Raw genomic sequence first — 20,301 nt, 5'->3', positions numbered from 1 at the left:
GTGTTAAAAACCAAGACTACTCTTTATATTTGCACCAGCAACATTAATGTAAGATGAAGAATCAAACACTCAAAGAAAATTTATTGTATCAACGCAAGTTAAAAGGGTATACACAAGATGAACTTTCTGAAAGAACTACTGTTGGAGTTAGAACAATACAACGTATTGAAAAAGGAGAAGTGCAACCGCATTTGCAGACTGTAAAATTACTAGCTGTAGGATTAGATATTGAAGTGGATGATTTGTTGGTTTTAGATAATCCAAAAGAAGAGGTTATCAAAAGAAAATGGATGTTGTTTCTTCATGGCTCTCCATTTTTTGGATTGATTATTCCATTTGCCAATGTATTGTGTCCTTTGTTTATTTGGATTAACAAAGCAGAAGACAATAAAATATACGATGAACATGGTAGAGCAGTAATAAACTTTCATTGTACCCTCAATCTATTATTAATAATATCGTTACTGTTGTTTTTTGTTTTTCCTGGATATAATTATTTTGTTACAGCAGCAGTTTTTCTTTTTGGTATTGTTTTCAGTATAAAAAATTTAATGTCTGCGTTGAATTCTCAAGCATATTACTATCCATTATCTATTTCTTTTTTGAAGCCTAAGTCAGCTTAATTTTTTTAATTTAAATCAACTTTATTCACTATGAAAAATAAATTCATACAGACGCTGTTTGCTCTAACTTTACCTGTAAGTTTCATTGGTATACTAATTATTTTAAATATCGTTCCAATGAAGTCAATAAGTAAATATGGACTTGGAGGTATACTACTTACTTGTATTGCCTTTCTCATAACATATATTGCAGTAAAGAAAGATAAAAAGACATTTAATGATAGTGGTTTTAGATGGGAAAGAAAAACACCTGTAAGATTTACAGTTGGATTTATTATTGGTATTCTAATAACGGTACTCATGCTCATCATTATGATAAGCTTTACAGATTTAGAAATTAATTATAATTTTAATTCAAACGTTCCATCAATATTATTCTGGCTGCTAGCATTTTTTCCATTAGCATTAATGGAAGAAATCATTTTTAGAGGCTACGCTTTTACCAAGATTAATAATAATTGGGGATTATGGCCTGCTCAAATATTGCTAGCACTTCTTTTTACATGGTATCATGATTTTACTGGATTAACGTTTTTCAATCAATTACTTGGTCCAGGAATTTGGGCATTAATTTATGGGATATCTGCAATTTGGTCAAAAGGAATTGCTTTTCCAACAGGATTACATATGGCTATAAATGTTGTTTTAGCATTAGTTGGCGTTAAAGATAATAAGCCAGGTTTATGGATTATTGATTTTGCAAAAGAGATCACACCAGACTTATTAGCTCAAACAGAAATGATGGGATTAGTTTTACAATTATGTATTCTTATAATAGGAGTTATTCTCACGGAATTTTACAGAAGAAATAAGCTGAAAAGCAGTTAAAAACTAACGTTCGTTTATTTCAAATAATAGCTTGTAAAGCATTTTGTGAATTCAGCACATTTCCGAAGATGTTAAAAAACGTCAAAATTTAATTTAAGCTGTTTTTTAGGCGATTTAAGAGCGTTTTAAGTAATTAACAAATGTTAATAATTATTGAAGCCTATAGATAAAAAGCTTTTAAATAGCTTTGTTATTTCGTATCTTTGTTTGTACTCGAAAGGATGCAATATGCATCTTTTTTTGTGACATGTAAAATTCAAATTTTTACAATAGAACAAGAATTAGATATTTCAAAATAAATCAGAATTTATGAGCGAAAAAAGAGAAGAGTTTAACAAGGATAATTATTCGGCAGATAGTATTCAAGCCTTAGAGGGAATGGAGCACGTACGTATGCGTCCTTCTATGTATATTGGAGATGTTGGTATACGTGGTTTACACCATTTAGTTTATGAAGTTGTTGATAACTCAATTGATGAAGCATTAGCTGGTCATTGTGATAATATTACTGTAATTATAAACGAAGATAACTCGATTACTACTGAAGATGATGGTCGTGGTATTCCTGTAGATTTACACAAAAAAGAAGGTGTATCTGCTTTAGAGGTTGTAATGACCAAAATTGGAGCAGGTGGTAAATTTGATAAAGATTCTTATAAAGTTTCTGGTGGTTTACATGGTGTTGGTGTAAGTTGTGTAAACGCATTATCTGCCCATTTAAAAGCAACTGTTTACAGAAAAGGAGACGTTTGGGAGCAAGAATATGAGCGTGGTAAAGCCATGTATCCTGTAAAAAAGGTTGGTACAACTGATAAAAGAGGAACCATTGTCACGTTTAAACCTGATCCAACGATTTTTACGCAAACTTTAGAGTATAACTATGATACGTTAGCGAGTCGTTTACGTGAATTAGCGTATCTAAATAAAGGGATCACTATTCATTTAGTGGATAGACGTCATAAAAAAGAAGATGGTGAGTTTGAAGGTGAAACTTTCCATTCTACGGAAGGTTTAAAGGAATTTATAACATTTCTTGATGCAACAAGAGAGCCTTTAATGAAAGACGTTATTGCTTTTGAAGGTGAAAAAAATGGAGTACCTGTTGAGGTTGCCATGATTTATAATACTTCTTATGCTGAAAATCTACACTCATACGTAAACAATATTAATACGCATGAAGGTGGAACACACTTATCTGGTTTTAGAAGAGGCTTAACGCATACACTTAAAAAATATGCAGATGCTTCAGGAATGTTAGACAAATTAAAGTTTGATATTCAAGGTGATGATTTTCGAGAAGGACTTACTGCTATTATTTCGGTAAAAGTTCAAGAACCACAATTTGAAGGACAAACCAAAACTAAATTAGGAAACAGAGAGGTTTCTGCATCTGTAAGTCAGGCAGTTTCTGAAATGTTAACAGATTATCTAGAAGAAAATCCAGATGATGCTAAGACCATTGTTCAAAAAGTAATTTTGGCTGCTCAAGCACGTCACGCTGCACAAAAAGCTCGAGATATGGTGCAACGTAAAACAGTTATGAGTATTGGAGGTTTACCTGGTAAACTAAGTGATTGCTCTGAACAAGATCCTGAAAAATGCGAAATCTATCTTGTTGAGGGAGATTCGGCAGGTGGAACAGCAAAAATGGGAAGAGACAGAGCATTTCAAGCTATTTTGCCACTAAGAGGTAAAATTCTTAACGTAGAAAAAGCAATGACTCACAAGGTTTTTGAAAACGAAGAAATCAAAAACATATTCACTGCTTTAGGTGTTACTATTGGTACAGAAGAGGATAGTAAAGCGCTTAACTTATCTAAATTAAGATATCATAAAATTGTGATAATGTGTGATGCCGATATTGATGGTAGTCACATTGAAACACTTATTTTGACGTTCTTCTTTAGATATATGAAAGAATTGATAGAAAACGGTCATATCTACATCGCAACTCCACCTTTATTTTTAGTTAAAAAAGGAGCGAAAAAAGAATATGCTTGGAATGATGAAGAGCGTTTAGCATTGATGGAACAATATGGCGATGGTGCAAAAATCCAACGTTATAAGGGTCTTGGTGAGATGAATGCTATACAACTTTGGGATACAACAATGAATCCTGAGTTTAGAACATTACGTCAAATACAAATAGACAATAGTGCAGAAGCAGACCGTGTATTCTCAATGTTAATGGGTGACGAAGTGCCACCACGTAGAGAATTTATCGAGAAAAATGCTATCTATGCAAATATTGATGCATAAATAATATAGTTTTATTCTGGTGCACTGAGCTTGTTAAAGTGCATCGAAACAAAACCAAATTAAAAGCAATTACGTATATAAACGTAGTTGCTTTTTTTTATTCGGAAATATAACAGATTTCACTATTCGTTTAATTTGTTAATATCCCGACAAAAAGTAATTTTAATCGTTTAAATACGTTAAATCAATATCTTTTATTAATTTTGGACATCCATAAAACCTACAAATCTCATGAAAAAACAAATATTAATACCAATGGCTTTTCTAGCTGTATTAGCAGTAAGAGCACAAGAAAATGTAAACGATTTATTAGCAGCAGGTATCTCTGATGCACAACGATTTACTAAAGATTATATCGCACCAGCTTCTGAAGGATTAGGCTATGGGATGAATAATGGTTGGTTCAACAATGCGAAATCACCAAAAAAATATAGTTTTCATCTCTCTATAATTGGAAACGTAGGTTTTATAAAAGATGAGAAAAAGGCTTTTCAAATGAATGTTGCCGATTACGAAAATATAAGATTTGAGGATGGTAGTTCATCAAAAATGGTAGCCACAGCTTTAGGACACAACGATCCAGATATTAGAGTTATTATTACTTATGATGATCCTATCTTCGGAAATCAAGAAACTACCTTAGTGTTGCCAACAGGAATAGGAGCAGAAGGAGTAGATCTAATACCTACAGGTTTTTTACAAGCTGGTTTTTCGCCATTTAAAGGCACACAAATTAAAGGACGCTTTATTCCTAAGATTGAAACAGAAGACGCTAAATTAAGTTTATATGGTTTCGGATTACAGCAAGAATTCACAAGTTGGTTGCCAGCAGATAAAATATTGCCTGTTGCGATTTCCGGACTTGTGGCTTACACGCATATGGATGCAAGCTATGATTTTACAGATGCAGAGTTTGTAGAAGGAGAAAATCAACGTGTAGAAACAGATGTGAATACATTGTTATTTGAACTCATTGTAGGTACAAACTTAAAGATCATCAATTTTTATGGTGCAGTTGGTTATATCACAGGAACTTCTACTACAGATTTACTAGGAACCTATAGAGTTACAGATGGTTTTCTTTTTTCCGAAGATATAAATGATCCGTTTTCCGTAGAAAATGATATTTCAGGAATAAGAGGAACTGTTGGTGCTAATCTGCAATTGGGATTTTTTGGTTTAAATGCAGATTATACAATTGGAGAATTTGATAGTGCAACGCTTGGAATAAACTTCTCGTTCTAATTCAAATTATTAAATCATAAATTATTCTAAAAGCGCAAGATTTTCTCTTGCGCTTTTTTCTTTAACACTGTTAAAATTCGTAATTTTACACTTAAATTAACAACCTGTCTACCGAACAGGCAGGCACAAATAAAAACATAATTAAAATGAAGGTAACAGTAGTTGGAGCAGGAGCAGTAGGCGCAAGTTGTGCAGAATACATTGCAATTAAAGATTTTGCAAGCGAAGTAGTGATCTTGGATATTAAAGAAGGTTTTGCTGAAGGTAAAGCAATGGATTTAATGCAAACAGCATCATTAAATAATTTTGATACAAAAATAACAGGAAGTACTAGTGATTATTCTAAAACAGCAGGATCTGATGTTTGTGTAATTACTTCTGGAATTCCTCGTAAACCAGGTATGACTCGTGAAGAGCTAATTGGTATCAACGCAGGAATTGTTAAAATGGTGTCATCTAGCTTAATTGAGCACTCTCCAAATACAATTATTATTGTAGTTTCAAATCCAATGGATACAATGACATATTTAGTTCATAAAACTACAGGTTTACCAAAAAATAGAATTATTGGAATGGGTGGAGCATTAGATTCTGCACGTTTCAAATATAGATTAGCAGAAGCTTTAGGAGCTCCTATTAGTGATGTTGACGGAATGGTAATTGGTGGTCATAGCGATAAAGGTATGGTGCCATTAATTGGTAAAGCAGCAAGAAACAGTGTAAAAGTTTCTGAGTTTTTGTCAGAAGAACGTATGGATCAAGTGGTGCAAGATACTAAAGTAGGTGGAGCAACCCTTACTGGTTTATTAGGTACATCTGCTTGGTATGCTCCAGGAGCAGCAGTATCTGCAATGGTACAAGCTATTGCTTGTGATACAAAAAAGATTTTCCCATGTTCTGCTTTATTAGCAGGAGAATTTGGATTAAGTGATTTATCAATTGGTGTACCTTGCGTTTTAGGTGCTAACGGAATTGAAAAAATTGTTGAAATTAGCTTAACAGATGCTGAAAAAGCAAAATTATCAGAATCTGCTGAAGGTGTAAAAGCTACTAACGGATTGTTAGAATTATAATCAAATTGCTTTTTTAAATATGTATACAGAGCAATCTGTCACATTGAGCGGAGTCGAAATGCTTTAAAAGTTTAAAACTTAAAGCTTCTCGATTCCGTTTTTTAGTTATTAATAATTTAGTTTTTTAATATGATTAAGAATTTACTAGTCCTAGTAGTAGTATCTCTTCTTTTTTCCTGCGGAAATGTAACACCAAAACATAAATACACTGTTATTTATGAATTTGAAAATCTTGATAAAATAACGGATAATGAAAAGTTGGGTACTGTCGAAGTTTTAAATAAACGATTAGATCAATTTGCCTCTAATTATGATGTTATACTAAATAATAAACAGCAAATACAAATCAATCTAAGTACAAATTTAGAATTGGAAGCTGTTAACGACATAGTAACTAATTCTGGTAAGTTAGAATTTTGGGGATGCTTTAAAGCTAGTGACATTGGTCCGTTTTTCACTATAATGATGGATTTGATTAAAGCAGAAGATGATACTTCTATTAAATCATTTGAAACATTGTCTGGTCCCATTTCTGGTGGAGTTTTAAGTTTAGCTTCAACAGATGTTGAACTTTTTGAAAAGACATTTCAGAATAAAGAAATTTTAGCATTATTACCACCAGATATGAAAAGAGCAAAATTTATTTTTGGTCAACCTGTTGATGGACGAGTAGATTTATATGTAGTTAAAACACCACCAAATGGATTAGCATTTGTAAATGAAACACATATTACAGATGCTCGACAAACCTATACTCAGACGAATCGACCTTCAATATCCATGGAAATGAATAAAAAAGGAGCAGAGCGATGGGAACGTATGACAGGAATTGCATATCAACAACAATCTCAAATTGCTATGGCTTTAAATGATATTGTTTATTCTGTACCAACAGCATCTTCTGGAGTAATCAAAGGTGGTAAAACTGAGATTTCTGGAAACTTCACGTTACAAGAAGCACAAGATTTAGCACTTATTTTTGGTTCTCATAAACGTATCCCAAAGCTAAAGTTCGTTAACTCATCTGCTATAAACGACGAACAGTAATCCTGTTTTCTTTATTTTTTATATATTTGGCGCATGAACTCGAGATGGTACATTAGTATTCTCATTATAACTTTAACCTTTTTAGGTAGCATAGCTAGGACACAGCAAGTTGCAACACCTAATCAGGAAATAGTACTTCAGTTTTCATCAATAAACGTCTCTACTCAAGATACTCAAAATGCAATTGCTAATCTTAAAGAGCAGTTAGAGGTTGCAGGTGTTAATGAAATTCAGGTTCAGACACTTAGTGACGGACAATTAAAAATATCGTATTTCAGTAATGCTGATGTTGAGAGCATAAAAGCGTTATTATCAAATGAATGTGATCTAGATTTAGGTTATGTTTCTAAAAGCGATAAACAAAGCCATACACCTTCCGAAGAAAAAAATATAGCATACAATTTTGATGTGTATGAGATTCAGCAAGGTGATGACGTTTCAGAATTAGATGGAAAGTTAGCGTTAGAGGTAAAAGCACAAGACGATAGAATATATAATCCTAATGTTTTTGCTTCCAACCAAGACGTAAAGATTGAGACTAAAGAATGCATAGAAAAGGTTGCTTACAAATTAAGTAGAACCGTTTCAATTGCCACAGATAATAACTCTTATAAAATCCCAGAGGTTCGTGCAGGACCTGTCATCTAGGGATTTACTTTTTTAGCGATAACGCAATTAGATGTTCCAAGACACTTCCGTAGATATACTAAAAGTAAAACGTATATCAATTATCAAAGTATAGCTGTAAACGCTATACAACACACATATTACATAAAAACAATTGTCAGATAAACCGTAAATACTATATTTGCGCGTTAAAAAATTTGACCTAAACAATAAAATAATGCAAAACAAAGGACTAGTAAAGCTTTTTGCAGTGCTATTTGGATTGGTGAGTATTTACCAATTATCATTTACATTCAAAAACAACCAAATCGACAATGCTGCAAAAACATATGCAGAAAGTAAGTATGAGAATTCAGATGCCATTAGTGCAGCTGAAATTCACTATGTAGATTCTTTATCTAACATAGAAACTTACAACATAGGAATTGCAAGTTTCACAGGTAAAGAAGTGAAAGAGAAATCAATGAACCTTGGTCTTGACCTTAAAGGAGGATTAAATGTAATTCTTCAAATCTCGGTAAAAGATATCTTAGTAGGTTTATCTAATAAAAGTAAAGATCCTGCTTTTAATAAAGCGCTTCTTGATGCTGAAGAAATTCAAAAAGATGCTCAAGAATCATATCTTGAATCATTCTTTACAGCTTGGGATAACGTAAAAGGTGACCAAAAATTAGCATCACCAGATATTTTTGCAAACAGAGATTTAGATGATGTAATCAACATCTCTATGACTGATGCAGAAGTAAAAAAGAAATTAGAAGAAAAAGTTGACGAGTCTATCGTTTCAGCTTTTGAAGTATTACGTAAACGTATTGACCAGTTTGGTGTAACATCACCAAATATTCAACGTTTAGGGAATTCTGGACGTGTATTGGTAGAATTACCAGGTGTGAGAGATGTAAAACGTGCTACAGATTTAATTACAAAAACGGCACAATTACAATTCTGGGATGTTACTAACGGACAAGAATTAGGTGGTTTCTTTGCATTAGCAAATGAAGCTCTTAAAACAAAATTAGGAGTTAATGAAGTTGAAGAAGCTGCAGTAACTCAAGATACTACTTCTACAGATAGTACTGTTGATGATTTATTAGGAGATACAACTACAGATTCTACTGCGATAAACCAAGTAAATCCAATGTTTGATTTATTCAGTGTTCCAAGATCTGGTGGTATGTTAGGCTTGAAATTAGAAGACGTGGAAACGTTTAAGTCTTATATAGCAATGACAGAAGTAAAGTCTCTTCTTCCTGCAGATGCTCGTTACACAAGATTCGCTTTTGGTTTACCAACAGTAGATGCAGAAACAGGTGTTGAGTATGTAGATTTATACACATTAAAAGGAAATAGAGATAACGAACCAGAATTAAGTGGAGGAGTTGTTACTGATGCTCGTCAATCTTATACGCAAGCAAACAAACCTTCTGTTTCAATGCAGATGAATGCTAAAGGATCTAAAATCTGGGAAGAAATTACAGGAAGAGCAAACGCTCAGGGAACTCAAATTGCAATTGTTTTAGATGATATCGTGTATTCTGCACCACAAGCTACAAGTGGAGCTATTTCTGGTGGAAACACAGAAATCTCTGGAAACTTTACAGTAAAAGAAGCAGAAGATTTAGCAAACGTATTAAGAGCTGGTAAATTACCTGCAAGAGCAGAAATTGTTCAAGCTGATCAAGTTGGACCATCTTTAGGTAAAGAAGCTATTGATAGTGGTACTATATCTTTCGCATTAGCATTATCATTGGTATTACTTTGGATGATTATGTACTACGGTAAAGCTGGTATCTTCGCAGATATTGCTTTATTATTAAACATCTTATTAATCTTTGGTGTATTATCAGGATTAGGAGCTGTATTAACATTACCTGGTTTAGCTGGTATTGTATTAACAATTGGTATGTCTGTAGATGCAAACGTACTTATATTTGAGAGGATACGAGAAGAGCTCGGTAAAGGTAAATCGCAAAAAGAAGCAGTAAAAGATGGTTTTGCAAATGCATTATCTTCAATTTTAGATGCGAACATTACAACAGGTTTAACTGCTTTAATCTTATTTGTATTTGGTACAGGACCAATTAAAGGTTTCGCAACGACATTATTAATCGGTATTTTAACGTCATTATTTACTGCAATTTTCATTACTCGTTTATTAGTAGATTGGTATGTGAATAGTGGTAAAAAATTAGATTTCTCGACGTCTATAACTAAAAACTTATTTCAAAATAATAATATCAACTTCATCAGCAAACGTAAAATTGCTTATGTGATTTCGGGTATTATGATCTTAGTAAGTTTAGGGTCTTTATTTACAAATAGTTTAGATCAAGGTATTGATTTCGTAGGTGGTAGAACATACCAAGTACGTTTTGTAGATGCTGTAAGCTCTGAGAAAGTTGCAGAAGATTTAACTGCTAAATTTCAAAGTGTAGAAGTAAAAACAATTGGTAGTGCTAATCAATTAAAAATCTCTACAAAATACAAAGTAGATGAAAATTCTGTTGAGGTAGATGAAGAAGTTAAAATGATGTTGTTTGAAGGATTAAAACCTTACTTACCTGCAGGAGAAACTTTCAAAGATTTTTCTGAAGCTAAAGATGATGTTGGTATTGTGCTTTCTAGTAAAGTGAGTCCAACTATTGCAGATGATATTAAGAGAGAATCATTATTAGCTGTCTTAGGATCGTTATTAGTAGTATTCTTGTATATCTTATTCCGTTTCAAGAAATGGCAATTCTCAATTGGAGCTGTAACTGCAGTATTCCATGATGTTATTATCGTATTAGGTATTTTCTCATTACTATATAAATTCATGCCATTTAGTATGGAAATTGATCAAGCGTTCATCGCAGCAATTTTGACCGTAATTGGGTACTCTCTAAATGATACCGTTGTTGTATTTGATAGAATTAGAGAAGAATTACTAGAACGTGGTGGCTTCAAAGGAGGTAAGAATATTAACTCTGCAATCAACAGTACATTAAGTAGAACATTAAATACATCATTAACAACATTAGTGGTGTTATTAGCAATGTTCATCTTTGGTGCAGAATCTCTTAGAGGATTATTATTTGCATTAATCGTTGGTGTAGTAGTTGGTACATACTCTTCTGTATTTATCGCAACACCAATCATGTATGATACATTAAAGAATAAAGGTATTGATCCTTTAAAAGAAGATGAAGACAACAAGTAATTGTCATTCACATTTCTTAAAAAAGCCATTTCTTCGGAAATGGCTTTTTTGTTTTTAATCGTTTTTTTCTTCGGAAATGTGCCTCACTTGTCATTCCGAATGAGGAACGAAGAGGAATCTCACTAGTTGTAAATTATATGTTTTTGGAAGCATACTAGACAGAAAGTTTAATCAAAATTACTGTAACAGCTTAAACCTTTTTCCATCCATAAAAGTATAAAGATCGTTCTATGATTAAAAACACACTTATTATTATTTCGCTTTTCGCACTGTCATTTTCGAATGCTCAAAGTGGTGAAGAACAAAAGCGAGAGCGCTATAAAAACAATTTTAAGGATGTTCTATTCTCTCCAGGAATTATTGTGCAACATGAAACATTTCTAGATTTTAATATGGCTATAGGAGAGGTGACTGTTATTAATGGAAAAATTCCTTTAATAGGTTTTGACGGATTTAGAATAGGATTCGAGACCAATTTAAGAGATCGAAATAATCACACAATTGCTCCAAAAATAGGATATGAGATATCTGCGACATTAGTTGTGGTAAGATTATCTATGGTTAATTACTTTCAAAATGGAAATTCAGAATTTAGACTACTTCCAGAGTTAGGTCTGAGTTTTAACGGTTGGGCAAATCTAACCTATGGTTACGGTATTCCTTTTAATAACGGAAATCTTAATAATGTAAGCAGTCACAGAGTGGGATTAAGTTTCAATTTAGATAAACGATTAAAAGAACCATTATTCAACTAACTTAAATATTAATCTATAGTCGTAAACTCAATACGATCACCTTTTGCTAAACTCCATGCATCACTCATGCCAGCATTAACTTCAAGAACATATTTTGCTGGAGCTTCAGATGGTAAAGATGTTTCATTCATAGGTTGTGCATTTTTTTGAATACTCACAATGGTTTTATCTTCAGCAATAAAAATAATGTCTAAAGAAATTTCGGTATTCTTCATATAAAATGAACGATAATCAACGTTTGGAAATATAAATAACATTCCTTGATTTTTATGCATGCTTTTACGATACATTAAACCTGTTTGGGTAGAATATTCATCGTCTGCAATTTCAATATCTAATGAGGCTAACAGTGAGTCTGAAGTTGCTTTTTTAAGTTGAAGTTCGCCTTCTTTCTTAAATTTGACTTCAACTTTTTTTACTTCGGAAGTTTTACGCTCCTCTTTACATGAGGATAGTTGTAAAGCTACATTTCCGAAGAACAAAAAAATAAAAATCTTAAGGATAAAACGTTTCATGATTAGCTCACTTTTGTTTTTGGCTTGTAAAAAAACATAAAGTATAAACCTACTATAATCATTGGGATACTTAGTAGCTGTCCTGTGTTTAGTATCCAGTCTGCACGTTCAGGATTTTGAGCCTCTTTTACGAATTCTACAAAGAATCTTACAGTCCATAATAACACCATAAATAAACCAAATAAGAACCCTTCTTGCTCACTTTTTTTAGTTTTCCAATAGAAATACCATAACGCTAAGAATACAAAAATATAGCATATGGCTTCATAGAGTTGCGCAGGATGTCTTGAGAAATCTTCACCTAATTGTTTAAAGATTACACCATAATCACTACCTGTTGGTTTACCTATAATTTCAGAATTTATAAAATTTCCTAATCTTACAAATACAGCTCCAGAGGCAACAGGAATGACTACACGATCTAAAATCCAAAGTACCGTTTTATGTAATACCTTTTTATTGTAAATATACATTGCGATAATCATGGCAATTGCTGCACCATGACTTGCTAAGCCCATAAAACCTGTGAATTCAAATCCGCCTTTAAATTTAAAAGGTAAGAAGATGCTAAAAAAATCTTCGGTAATAAGTTCTCGTTGATAAAAAATCACGTGACCTAATCGAGCACCAAGCATAATCCCAATTACAGCATAGATAAATAAAGAATCTAAAGACTCATCACTTTGACCTTCGTGCTTATAAATACGTTTCATGATTTGTAAACCAAGGATAAATGCAACAATCCACATCACACTATAATAATGTAACGTAAAAAAACCTAAATCTAATCCTTTAGAAGGATCCCAAACCATATCAAGAGCAATCATAAAATTTATTTTGAAGTGATAAAGATACTATTATTGAATAAACTAGAGTTGTTGTTAAGATAGTTTTAATCTTCTTTTTCTGGAACTGAATCATAACCAGATTTTCCCCAAGGCGATGGAGCGAAAACGAAAATGTACAGTGTACATTTTTAGCGAACAGGCGAGTTGGCGCTTAAGCAAATTTTTAGTTGTCATCCTTATCCGGAACTGGATCGTAGCCACTTCGTCCCCAAGGATGACAACTAAAAATTCTAATTATAGCTAGTTTTCCACCTTTCCATAATCCGTGTTTTTCTAACGCCTCTTTAGTATAATGCGAACACGTAGGTTGAAATCTGCATGTAGCAGGAGTAAAAGGTGAGATTAAAGTTTGGTAAACTTTAATCAAAAGGAGGAAAGGGTATGTTAAGATTTTTTTCAATGACTACATTTCTAAAAGTTTATAAAGTAAGCTGTCAGAATCTTTTATGATTAATATGGTATCATTATTAGCTTTCTTAATTAATTTATAGGGTTTATTGATATCTTCAATTTGTTTATAGATAACATAATCTTTGTTTTTAATATCAATACGAGGACAATTTTGAGTAAGTACAATGCTATCATTCAGTAAAATAACACCTTTGTGTCTATAGATTCTAGTAATATCTAATTTTATTTCAGATTCAATTTTTAATGACTTGTCTTCGCTTTTATTGCATGAACATATCAATAAACTTGCACATAGACATGTAGCAAATATTTTAATTGTTGATATTGTTTTTTTCATAACCTTAAGCAAGTCCTTTGCATATGAAAGGATTTAGCATAATATGTTACTAGTTAGTCGAGAATGTTGTTCCATCCTTTCCATCATTTAATTGAATACCTTTTGCTGCTAATTCATCACGAATTTTATCAGACAGAGCAAAATCTTTATTAGCTCTGGCTTCTTGTCTTAATTGAATCAACAATTCTACAGCGCCTTCTAATTTACCAGCTCCATTTGAAGCTGTTTTTGTGTTCTCTAAACCTAATACGTCATAAGTGAATTCTAACATCGTTTTTTTAAGGAGTTCTAAGTCTTCAGCAGTTAATGAAGCAGCACCAGTTTTTATTTGATTGATATGTTTTGAAGCTTCAAATAAGTGTGCGATTAATATTGGCGAATTAAAATCGTCATTCATCGCATCATAACAGTTTTGACGCCATGTTTTAACATCAAAAGAAGAGTTGGCTCCAGGTTCTAATTCATCCAATAAATTAACAGCATCCATTAATCTGTGGAATCCTTTTTCACTAGCTAATAAACCATCATCTGTTAAATCCAAAACGCTTCGGTATGAAGACTGCGCATTAAAAAACCTGATGACACTCGGGCTATATCCTTTAGACATAATATCATTTTTTCCACTTATTAATTCCGCAGGATTAATAATATTTCCGGTGGATTTAGACATACGTTGTCCGTTCATTTGTAGCATATTAGCATGCATCCAATAATTTACAGGAGCAATACCTTTTGCAGCTTCACTTTGAGCAATTTCACATTCGTGATGTGGGAATTTTAAATCCATTCCACCACCATGAATATCAAAATTATCACCAAGGTATTTGGTGCTCATTGCAGTACATTCTAAATGCCACCCAGGAAAACCATCACTCCAAGGCGAAGGCCAGCGCATAATGTGTTGAGGTTCGGCACGTTTCCATAGTGCAAAATCTTGCGGATTCTTTTTATCACTTTGTCCATCCAAAGCTCTTGTGTTATGGATGAGGTCTTCGAGTTTACGTTTGCTTAAAATTCCGTAGTTATTTGTCTCATTAAATTTATGAACATCAAAGTAGACAGATCCATTAACCACATAACCAAAACCGTTATCAATGATCGTTTTAATTAATTCAATTTGCTCAATAATATGTCCAGTAGCAGTAGGTTCTATACTTGGTGGTAAAAAGTTAAATGTGTTTAAAATATTATGAAAATCAACAGTATAACGTTGCACGACTTCCATTGGCTCAATTTGTTCTAAACGTGCTTTTTTTGTGATTTTATCTTCACCAACATCTGCATCATTTTCTAAATGTCCAGCATCTGTGATATTTCTCACATAACGTACTTTATATCCTAAATGCTTTAAATAACGAAACACCATATCAAACGACATAAATGTTCTCACATTTCCTAAATGCACATTACTATAAACAGTAGGTCCACAAACATACATGCCAACATAACCGTTTTCTATAGGTTTGAAAATCTCTTTTTTTCCACTAAGTGTATTGTAAATTTGTATAGTCTGCTCTTCGTACAAGTGCATAGTGTTATGTGTTTAGTTTTTTATTCTGAAATATCTTTTAAGCAGTCAAAGCTAGCAATTTATTTTTTTCCAGTCTACCTATATATAGTTTCCGAAGAAAGAAGGATTAAAACGCAGTATCTAGACTTATATAATCAAGGAACTCTCTTTTGGTTTCTTTGGTTTTAAATAGGCCACCAAACTCAGAAGTTACAGTGCTACTAGCCACATCTTTAATACCTCTAGAATTAACACATAAATGCTTAGCGTCAATTACACAAGCAACATCTTGAGTATTTAAAACTTTTTGAAGTTCTTTAACAACTTGAATGGTCAATCGTTCTTGTACTTGAGGACGCTTTGCGAAATAATCTACAATTCTATTCATTTTTGAAAGTCCTACAACTGTACCATTTGAGATGTATGCTATATGAGCTTTCCCAACAATAGGTAACAAGTGATGCTCGCAAGTTGAATAAACAGTAATGTTCTTTTCAACAAGCATTTCTCCATACTTATATTTATTATCAAATGTTGAAGCGCTAGGTTTTTTTGCAGGATCAAGTCCACCAAATATTTCATTGACAAACATTTTAGCAACTCTATTTGGTGTGCCTTTAAGACTATCATCTTTCAAATCAAGACCTAAAGTTTCCAAGATATGTCTCACATTATCTTTAATGATATCTATCTTTTCAGTAGATGTTAGCTCAAAAGCATCTTTTCGTAAAGGGGTTTCAGACGTTGCGCCAATATGGTCGTCACCAATAGCATCATAATCTTGTATATCTTTTTCTATTTTCATTTGTTGTTTTCCGAAGCAACCGTAATTACTATTATTTAAAATTATAATTTCTCACATTTAAAATGAGAATGCAAAGATAAGCAATAAAAAAAAATGAATAAAGGGTAGGGGTTTTTAAATTTAACATGTTATATACCTATAATCGGAATCAGTTCACATGACATCCGATTTAACAGTTTATTTATTAAAATTTTCTTAAATTCCGCTTCTTAAAAAAAAGACTATTATGAATCCAAAATTTCTGTTCCCTCTAATATTGATTGTAACACTATTAGTATCCACTTCACTATTTTCACAATCTAGAAAACAAAAAACAGTTACTTATAATACTAATGTGAATTCGCCATTAACAAGTGCAGAATTAGCTTTAGTAAATGAAGTCTATGGTAATACTGTTAATACTAATGTATTAGATAAACCACAGCGCTTAAAGGATATTAAAAACATTCTTCGCAATAGAGTTGAAATTAAAAATGTGCCTAATCCTAGTGATCAAAAAACATGTACGTTATTGTCTGAAGTTTTGCTAATGGATTATTATGTTTCAGATTTGCAACGCGACACTAATTTTAACCCTCAAAATTTCAATCCGTTAAAGTATTTATTTAATTATAATTCTTATGGAACACATATGTATAGAGTAGATAATACCAATTACTTTATCATTATCAAATCTCAACATAAATAAAATTTTAATTATCCATTTATAACTATAGCTATGAAAAAAGCACTACTCATAATTTTTACTTTATTTTCTTTTAGTACATACGCTCAGGATATTCTCATGCAAAATGGTACAGTGACTGGTTGTTCTGGTACATTCTACGATTCTGGAGGATCTGGAGGAGCATATGCAAGTAATGAAGATTTAGTAATAACAATATGTCCTGATATGCCAGGACAATTAGTAACATTAGAATTTACAGCTTTTAGTACACAATTGGGTGCAGATGTGATGACTATTTATAATGGTGATAGTGTTGCTTCACCTGTATTTGGTACATTTGATGGAGCAAATTCACCAGGTTCAGTTACTGCTACTGAAGATAATGGATCTGGATGTTTAACCATTCAATTCGTGTCAGATGCTGCAGGAACGACCACAGGTTGGGCTGCAGATGTGTCTTGTTTTACACCTTGCCAAACTATAGTATCTCAATTAGATTCTTCAACACCAGCTCCAAATGGAGACGATTATATTAGAGTATGTCCTGGTGAAGATATTACTTTAACTGGTAGTGGTGTTTTTGAATTTGATGGAACAGGAGCTACATATGAATGGGATTTAGGAGATGGTAATACGGTTGCAGGACAAACTGCCACATTCTCTTATGCTACACCTGGTGTTTACATAGTAAACCTTAATATTAGAGATGCAAATACCGATTCAGATCCTTTGGGATGTGCCAACACTAATTTAATAAATCAAGTGATCCAAGTTGCTACTTTACCTAGTTTTTCTGGTACTGGAGCTGCAAATACAGATTTGTGTTTTGGAGAAACAACTACCATAGATGGAGTTGTAACACCAACTCTTTTTGCTAATGATTGTACACCACCAGTAAGTGGTACAACATTTTTACCAGATGGTTCTGGTGCAGTATACACAACATGTATTACTGTAGATTGTTTTGAATCTAATCAAGTATTAACAGATGTTAATCAACTTATTGATATCTGTGTAAATATGGAACATTCATATTCAGGTGATTTAGATATAAGAATTATTTCTCCAAATGGACAAGAAGCCGATTTATTTACACAAGCAGGTGGTGGTACTTATTTTGGAGGTGCAAATGATGATGGAGGAAATGATCCAGGAGTAGGAGCAGATTATTGTTTTTCAATGTCAGCAACAACTTTGTTAGAAAATGCTAATACAATTACAGCAGGTACTAATCCGCCAAATAATTCATGGGAACCTGGTACATATCTACCAGTAGACTCTTTTGCTTCATTAATAGGTAGTCCTTTAAACGGACAGTGGTGTATAGAAATTGTAGATAACCTTAGTATTGACAACGGTTATGTGTTTTCTTGGGGATTAAACTTTGATCCTAATATTCAGCCACCAGAATTATCGTTTACACCAGTTATTACTTCTGAAGGTTGGGATGCAGATCCTTCTATAACAAACATTACAGGTACTACAATTACTGTAGCACCTTTAACAGCAGGAACACATTGTTATACGTATAGAGCAACAGATGATTTTGGTTGCGAATATTCTGAAGAAGTATGTATTACAATGGCAGAAGATATTACGGCAGATGGTGAACCAGATGTTGCAACAATTTGTAATGGAGATGATGCAGTTTTTAATATTACAGGTACAGCAAATGCTTCTGTAACATATACAATTAATGGAGGAGCTGTACAAACAGTGGTGCTAGATGGAACAGGTAATGCCAATGTGACAATAATTGCTCCTGCTATTGACCAAACTATAAATATCATTGATGTTTCATTAGGAACACCTGATTTAATAGGAAATGCACAAACAGCAGTTGGCGGTTTTGATTCTGCAAATGCAACAGGGCCAATAGATCCTATAGGTACTCCTGCTACTGCAGCTAATTGTGCTAGAATCACTTCTGCTGAACCTCTATTAACATTAACGTTGGCAGATAATGTTCCTGTAGGGACAGATATATTAATAAGCCTAGCTAAAAATAATGTTACTGGTGATATGGTCATTTCAGATGGTGTCGCTAATTTAACTTACAATACAGGTACAGAAGATGTTTTAGAACAGATCACATTTACTACAGGAGCTTCTACTAATACATTAACGTTTACTAGAAGTGAGGGACAACTTTGGATTGATGGTGTTGAATATACTATACCAGGAAATCTTTGTACAGTTCTAATAGACGATACTGAAACTATTACTGTAGGTGCTGTGTTTGATACATCTTTTAATATGACAGCAACATGTGATGGAGGAACCGCAACTGTTACAGGTGATGTGGGAGGTGTTTTTACTTTTGAAGATCCACAACCAACAGATGGAGCAGTGATAGATGCAGATACAGGGACTATTACAGGTGGCACTTCAAACACAACTTATACAGTACTTTACGAATTTGCTAGTGCTTGTAGTCCAGGTACAATGCAAACAGTAACGGTACTTCCTTCTGGTGATGCATCTTTTACTTTAACACCTACGTGTGATGGGGCAACAGCAACCATTACGGGAGATTCAGGTGGTGTGTTTGCATTAAATCCAGTACCAACAGATGGAGCAGATATAGATCCAACTACAGGAACTATTATAGATGGTGTTCAAGGAGCTTCTTATACAGTAGAATATTCAGTTACAGGAGCGTGTCCAGCTTTAAATTCAGAGTCGGTAACAGTATTACCATTTGAAGATGCTAGCTTTACATTAACTCCAACTTGTCAAGGAGCAACAGCGGTTGTTACAGGAGATACTGGAGGGACTTTTGCTTTCAACCCAGTGCCAACAGGAATTGCAACAATAAATCCAACTACTGGATTAGTAACAGGAGTTTCAGGAGAAACCTATACGGTAGAGTATACGACTTCAGGACCATGTCCAGAAACAACAAGCCAATCGGTAACAGTTTTTCCTTTGGAAGACGCTTCGTTCACATACACACCAAGTTGTACAGGAGCAATCGCTACAGTTACAGGTGATGCTGGAGGAGTCTTTACATTTAATCCAGATCCAACAGATGGAGCTATATTAAATTCAGCAACTGGAGAAATTACCAATGGAGGTTCAGGAACTTCTTATACAGTTGACCACACGACAACGGGTAACTGTCCAGAGACTGTAACTCAAACTGTGACTGTTTTTGCTGAAGATGATTCTAGTTTTACACTATCACCAACATGTGATGGAGCAACTGCAACTGTAACGGGATTACCAGGTGGAACATTTACATTCAATCCAAATCCTGCAAATGGAGCAACTATAAATTCAGCAACAGGAACTATTTCAGGTGGTCCGTTTGATGCTGTATATACTGTAGATTATACAACTAATAATGGTACATGTCCTACAACAACTACTCAATCTGTGACATCATACTCACAACCAATAATAGTTGACCCAACACCATTAGAAGTTTGTGATGATGGAACACCAGATGGTATTACGAGTATCGATTTAACGTTAAAAAACGTTGAAATCACAGATAATAATCCAAATTATTCAGTTAGCTACCATATTGATTTAGCAGATGCAGAAGCA

Annotated in this window: 18 protein-coding genes; 12 read left to right on the top strand and 6 right to left on the bottom strand. The window is 33.3% G+C overall.

The annotated features are described in order from the left end of the window. Positions 1 to 53 precede the first annotated feature (53 nt). The 10 genes from WNY78_RS08900 to WNY78_RS08855 all read left to right on the top strand — a co-directional run bounded on the left by WNY78_RS08900 (position 54) and on the right by WNY78_RS08855 (position 11,656). Positions 54 to 623, top strand: a complete 570-nt coding sequence (locus WNY78_RS08900; protein WP_342872856.1) for a helix-turn-helix domain-containing protein — start codon at positions 54 to 56, stop codon at positions 621 to 623. Positions 624 to 740: 117 nt separating this feature from the next. Beyond that, complete coding sequence (locus WNY78_RS08895) at positions 741 to 1,451, top strand: CPBP family intramembrane glutamic endopeptidase (protein ID WP_342872855.1); 711 nt, start codon at positions 741 to 743, stop codon at positions 1,449 to 1,451. 309 nt (positions 1,452 to 1,760) lie between these two features. After that, positions 1,761 to 3,710 carry a DNA topoisomerase (ATP-hydrolyzing) subunit B gene (gyrB, locus tag WNY78_RS08890; protein WP_342872854.1) on the top strand — a complete coding sequence of 650 codons (1,950 nt, stop codon included), beginning with the start codon at positions 1,761 to 1,763 and terminating at the stop codon, positions 3,708 to 3,710. 231 nt (positions 3,711 to 3,941) lie between these two features. Next, on the top strand, positions 3,942 to 4,955 hold the full coding sequence (locus WNY78_RS08885) for a DUF6588 family protein (protein ID WP_342872853.1): 1,014 nt from the start codon (positions 3,942 to 3,944) through the stop codon (positions 4,953 to 4,955). Positions 4,956 to 5,101: 146 nt separating this feature from the next. Beyond that, positions 5,102 to 6,028 carry a malate dehydrogenase gene (locus WNY78_RS08880; RefSeq protein ID WP_342872852.1) on the top strand — a complete coding sequence of 309 codons (927 nt, stop codon included), beginning with the start codon at positions 5,102 to 5,104 and terminating at the stop codon, positions 6,026 to 6,028. A gap of 129 nt (positions 6,029 to 6,157) precedes the next feature. Then, positions 6,158 to 7,075 (top strand): hypothetical protein, encoded by a 918-nt coding sequence (locus tag WNY78_RS08875; protein ID WP_342872851.1) that lies wholly within the window; start codon positions 6,158 to 6,160, stop codon positions 7,073 to 7,075. 33 nt (positions 7,076 to 7,108) lie between these two features. Then, positions 7,109 to 7,723, top strand: a complete 615-nt coding sequence (locus WNY78_RS08870) for a hypothetical protein (protein ID WP_342872850.1) — start codon at positions 7,109 to 7,111, stop codon at positions 7,721 to 7,723. Positions 7,724 to 7,919: 196 nt separating this feature from the next. After that, positions 7,920 to 10,901 carry a protein translocase subunit SecDF gene (secDF, locus tag WNY78_RS08865; protein WP_342872849.1) on the top strand — a complete coding sequence of 994 codons (2,982 nt, stop codon included), beginning with the start codon at positions 7,920 to 7,922 and terminating at the stop codon, positions 10,899 to 10,901. After that, positions 10,902 to 11,027 carry a hypothetical protein gene (locus WNY78_RS08860; RefSeq protein ID WP_342872848.1) on the top strand — a complete coding sequence of 42 codons (126 nt, stop codon included), beginning with the start codon at positions 10,902 to 10,904 and terminating at the stop codon, positions 11,025 to 11,027. It begins immediately after the preceding gene. Positions 11,028 to 11,131: 104 nt separating this feature from the next. After that, positions 11,132 to 11,656, top strand: coding sequence for a hypothetical protein (locus WNY78_RS08855; protein ID WP_342872847.1), 525 nt, complete (start codon positions 11,132 to 11,134; stop codon positions 11,654 to 11,656). 8 nt (positions 11,657 to 11,664) lie between these two features. On the opposite strand, the gene WNY78_RS08850 is transcribed toward WNY78_RS08855, so the two are convergent. The 6 genes from WNY78_RS08850 to folE all read right to left on the bottom strand — a co-directional run bounded on the left by WNY78_RS08850 (position 11,665) and on the right by folE (position 16,082). Beyond that, a complete protein-coding gene (locus WNY78_RS08850; protein WP_342872846.1) occupies positions 11,665 to 12,171 on the bottom strand; it encodes a DUF192 domain-containing protein in 507 nt (168 codons plus the stop codon). A gap of 2 nt (positions 12,172 to 12,173) precedes the next feature. Beyond that, positions 12,174 to 12,998, bottom strand: a complete 825-nt coding sequence (gene lgt / locus WNY78_RS08845; RefSeq protein ID WP_342872845.1) for a prolipoprotein diacylglyceryl transferase — start codon at positions 12,996 to 12,998, stop codon at positions 12,174 to 12,176. A gap of 184 nt (positions 12,999 to 13,182) precedes the next feature. Next, positions 13,183 to 13,419 (bottom strand): membrane protein insertion efficiency factor YidD, encoded by a 237-nt coding sequence (gene yidD / locus WNY78_RS08840; protein ID WP_342872844.1) that lies wholly within the window; start codon positions 13,417 to 13,419, stop codon positions 13,183 to 13,185. Between the two features lie 3 nt (positions 13,420 to 13,422). Continuing rightward, on the bottom strand, positions 13,423 to 13,767 hold the full coding sequence (locus WNY78_RS08835) for a hypothetical protein (RefSeq protein WP_342872843.1): 345 nt from the start codon (positions 13,765 to 13,767) through the stop codon (positions 13,423 to 13,425). A gap of 49 nt (positions 13,768 to 13,816) precedes the next feature. Next, positions 13,817 to 15,298: a cysteine--tRNA ligase gene (gene cysS, locus WNY78_RS08830; protein WP_342872842.1), complete on the bottom strand. Its 1,482-nt coding sequence runs from the start codon at positions 15,296 to 15,298 to the stop codon at positions 13,817 to 13,819. 106 nt (positions 15,299 to 15,404) lie between these two features. Beyond that, on the bottom strand, positions 15,405 to 16,082 hold the full coding sequence (folE, locus tag WNY78_RS08825) for a GTP cyclohydrolase I FolE (protein ID WP_342872841.1): 678 nt from the start codon (positions 16,080 to 16,082) through the stop codon (positions 15,405 to 15,407). 226 nt (positions 16,083 to 16,308) lie between these two features. Here folE and WNY78_RS08820 point away from each other — a divergent pair, with 226 nt between their 5' ends. Continuing rightward, positions 16,309 to 16,770 carry a hypothetical protein gene (locus WNY78_RS08820; RefSeq protein WP_342872840.1) on the top strand — a complete coding sequence of 154 codons (462 nt, stop codon included), beginning with the start codon at positions 16,309 to 16,311 and terminating at the stop codon, positions 16,768 to 16,770. 30 nt (positions 16,771 to 16,800) lie between these two features. Continuing rightward, the coding region (locus tag WNY78_RS08815) for a PKD domain-containing protein (protein WP_342872839.1) at positions 16,801 to 20,301 on the top strand (3,501 nt) is incomplete at its 3' end.

The organism is Psychroserpens sp. AS72 (assembly GCF_038900375.1).
In the GTDB taxonomy this organism is placed as follows: domain Bacteria; phylum Bacteroidota; class Bacteroidia; order Flavobacteriales; family Flavobacteriaceae; genus Psychroserpens.
This window is presented reverse-complemented; position numbering and strand designations above follow the sequence as displayed.

Bases quoted from the DNA above. Each gene is read 5' to 3' on its own strand.
- WNY78_RS08895 (WP_342872855.1), top strand. From the start codon at position 741: ATGAAGTCAATAAGTAAATATGGACTTGGAGGTATACTACTTACTTGT.
- WNY78_RS08900 (WP_342872856.1), top strand. From the start codon at position 54: ATGAAGAATCAAACACTCAAAGAAAATTTATTGTATCAACGCAAGTTA.
- secDF (WP_342872849.1), top strand. From the start codon at position 7,920: ATGCAAAACAAAGGACTAGTAAAGCTTTTTGCAGTGCTATTTGGATTG.
- WNY78_RS08875 (WP_342872851.1), top strand. From the start codon at position 6,158: ATGATTAAGAATTTACTAGTCCTAGTAGTAGTATCTCTTCTTTTTTCC.
- cysS (WP_342872842.1), bottom strand. From the start codon at position 15,298: ATGCACTTGTACGAAGAGCAGACTATACAAATTTACAATACACTTAGT.
- WNY78_RS08820 (WP_342872840.1), top strand. From the start codon at position 16,309: ATGAATCCAAAATTTCTGTTCCCTCTAATATTGATTGTAACACTATTA.
- lgt (WP_342872845.1), bottom strand. From the start codon at position 12,998: ATGATTGCTCTTGATATGGTTTGGGATCCTTCTAAAGGATTAGATTTA.
- WNY78_RS08835 (WP_342872843.1), bottom strand. From the start codon at position 13,767: ATGAAAAAAACAATATCAACAATTAAAATATTTGCTACATGTCTATGT.
- gyrB (WP_342872854.1), top strand. From the start codon at position 1,761: ATGAGCGAAAAAAGAGAAGAGTTTAACAAGGATAATTATTCGGCAGAT.
- WNY78_RS08870 (WP_342872850.1), top strand. From the start codon at position 7,109: ATGAACTCGAGATGGTACATTAGTATTCTCATTATAACTTTAACCTTT.
- WNY78_RS08880 (WP_342872852.1), top strand. From the start codon at position 5,102: ATGAAGGTAACAGTAGTTGGAGCAGGAGCAGTAGGCGCAAGTTGTGCA.
- folE (WP_342872841.1), bottom strand. From the start codon at position 16,082: ATGAAAATAGAAAAAGATATACAAGATTATGATGCTATTGGTGACGAC.
- WNY78_RS08850 (WP_342872846.1), bottom strand. From the start codon at position 12,171: ATGAAACGTTTTATCCTTAAGATTTTTATTTTTTTGTTCTTCGGAAAT.
- WNY78_RS08885 (WP_342872853.1), top strand. From the start codon at position 3,942: ATGAAAAAACAAATATTAATACCAATGGCTTTTCTAGCTGTATTAGCA.
- WNY78_RS08855 (WP_342872847.1), top strand. From the start codon at position 11,132: ATGATTAAAAACACACTTATTATTATTTCGCTTTTCGCACTGTCATTT.